Source organism: Deferrisoma sp., assembly GCF_054681715.1.
Genome location: NZ_BAAHFQ010000283.1, coordinates 1 through 2,147 on the forward strand (window position 1 = coordinate 1; position 2,147 = coordinate 2,147).

At 68.8% G+C, this 2,147-nt stretch carries 3 protein-coding genes; all 3 read left to right on the top strand.

The window, feature by feature from the left end:
* Positions 1–249: NADH-quinone oxidoreductase subunit B family protein (locus ACY0I8_RS17905; protein WP_461395828.1), on the top strand; the 249-nt coding region annotated here is incomplete at its 5' end.
* Positions 239–727: an NADH-quinone oxidoreductase subunit C gene (locus ACY0I8_RS17910; protein ID WP_461395829.1), complete on the top strand. Its 489-nt coding sequence runs from the start codon at positions 239–241 to the stop codon at positions 725–727. The genes ACY0I8_RS17905 and ACY0I8_RS17910, both read left to right, overlap by 11 nt.
* Positions 724–1,839 carry an NADH-quinone oxidoreductase subunit D gene (locus ACY0I8_RS17915; protein WP_461395830.1) on the top strand — a complete coding sequence of 372 codons (1,116 nt, stop codon included), beginning with the start codon at positions 724–726 and terminating at the stop codon, positions 1,837–1,839. Before ACY0I8_RS17910 ends, ACY0I8_RS17915 begins: the two co-directional genes overlap by 4 nt.
* The last annotated feature ends 308 nt before the right edge of the window (positions 1,840–2,147 follow it).

Sequence of the window (2,147 nt, forward strand, 5' to 3'; positions counted from 1 at the left end):
AACTGCGCCATCTCGGGCGGCCCCTTCGCGATCCCCGAGAACTACAACGTGGTGGAGGGGGTGGACCGGCTCATCCCGGTGGACGTGTACGTGCCCGGGTGCCCGCCCCGGCCCGAGGGGCTCCTGGAGGGGATCTTGAAGCTCCAGGAGAAGATCGCCGGCGTGCGCCACCCCCTGCCCCAGACCAAGGGACGGTTCCGGCCCAAGCGCAACCCCGAGGCCGGGAGGTGGAACCCCGATGCGGCCTGACGAGATCCAGAAGATCCTGGCCGACCTGGGCGCCGACGCGGCGCTCGCGGACCCCGCCTCCCGGGGGATCCACGTGGACGCCTGGGTGCCGGCCGAGCGCCTCCGGGATGCGGCCCAGGCCCTCCGGGACCGGGAGTTCCTGATCGAGGACGTGATCGGCGTGGACGCCGCCCCCGAGATGATGGTGGTCTACCACTTCCACCGGCTCGAGGGCGGGTGCCGGGTGCGGCTGCGGGTCCGGACCGACCGGGAGAACCCCAAGGTGCCCACGATCCAGGACATCTTTCCCGGGGCCAACTGGCACGAGCGGGAGCAGCACGATTTCTACGGGGTGGAGTTCGAGGGCCACCCCGACCTCTCGCCCCTCATCCTGCCCGAGGACGCCGGCGACCTCCGGCCCCTCCGGAAGGACGACAAGAAGCTCAAGAGCCTCGACGACCTCATCCCGGCCCAGGCGGCCGAGGGGGAGGCCCCATGATCCCGCGGCCCGACCCGACCCTGGAGACCCTGGTCCTCAACATGGGCCCCCAGCACCCCAGCACCCACGGGGTGCTCCGGGTGGTCCTGAAACTCGACGGCGAGTACGTGCTCGAGGCCCATCCCGTGATCGGCTACGGCCACCGGATGCACGAGAAGATGGGCGAGGTCCGAAACGTCAGCGGGTTCTACGCCAACGTGGGCCGCATGGACTACGCCGGGGCCCTCTCCTTCGGCCACGGCCACGTGCTCGCCGTGGAGCGGATGCTGGGGATCGAGGCGCCGCCCCGGGCCGAGTACATCCGGGTCATCACCACGGAACTGAACCGCATCGCGAGCCACCTCCTGTGGTTCGGCGCGTTCCTGCTGGACCTGGGGGCCTTCACCCCCATCCTCTACGCCTTCGACGACCGGGAATTCATCCTCGACCTTCTGGAGCACGTGACCGGCGCCCGGCTCACCTTCAGCTACTTCCGGGTGGGCGGCGTGAACCGGGACCTGGACGAGAAGTTCATCGAGGGCACCCGCGTCTTCATCCGCAGGATGCGAAGCCGGTTCGACGTGTACCACAAGCTCGTCACCGGCAACGTGATCTTCCGCAGGCGGGTCGAGGGGGTGGGCGTGATCTCCCCCGACATGATCCGCAAATACGGCGCCACCGGCCCGGTGGCCCGGGGCAGCGGCATCCCCTACGACATCCGCCGGGTCGAGCCCTACTCGGTGTACCCCGAGTTCGAGTTCGACATCCCCACGTTCCCCGAGGGCGACTGCATGGCCCGGTACCGGGTGCGGCTGGCGGAGATGGAGCAGTCGCTGCGGATCGTGGAGCAGGCCCTGGACAAGCTGCCCGACGGCCCGGTCATGGCCGAGAAGGTGCCCAAGAAGCTCAAGCTGGGGCCCGGCGAGGTGTACCAGACCGTGGAGGCCGCCCGGGGGGAACTGGGCTACTACCTGGTGGGCGACGGCTCCGACGTGCCCTACCGGCTCAAGATCCGGCCGCCGTCGTACTCGAACCTGAGCCTTTTGAACGAACTGGCCTCCGGGGTGCTCCTGGCCGACCTGGTGGCGATCATGGGAAGCCTGGACCTCGTGATCCCGGAGATTGACCGGTAGGGCGCGCTGCGCGCGCCGTTAGGACGGTCGGACGTTAGGACGCTAGGACGTTCGGACGTTCCGTCCGCACGTTCGCACGTCCTAGCGTCCACGCGGCTTCCGTTCGCACGTCCTAGCGTCCGAACGTCCCAACGACAAACGACCGGCGACCAACGACCAACGGAAACCCCCATGACCGACCTTTTTCCGCCCGACCTGATCCGGTTGATCGTCTGCTTCGTGATCGTGGTGGCGTTTGCGTTCACCAACGCCGCCGTGCTCGTGCTCGTGGAGCGGAAGGTCTGCGGCCACATCCAGCGCCGGCCCGG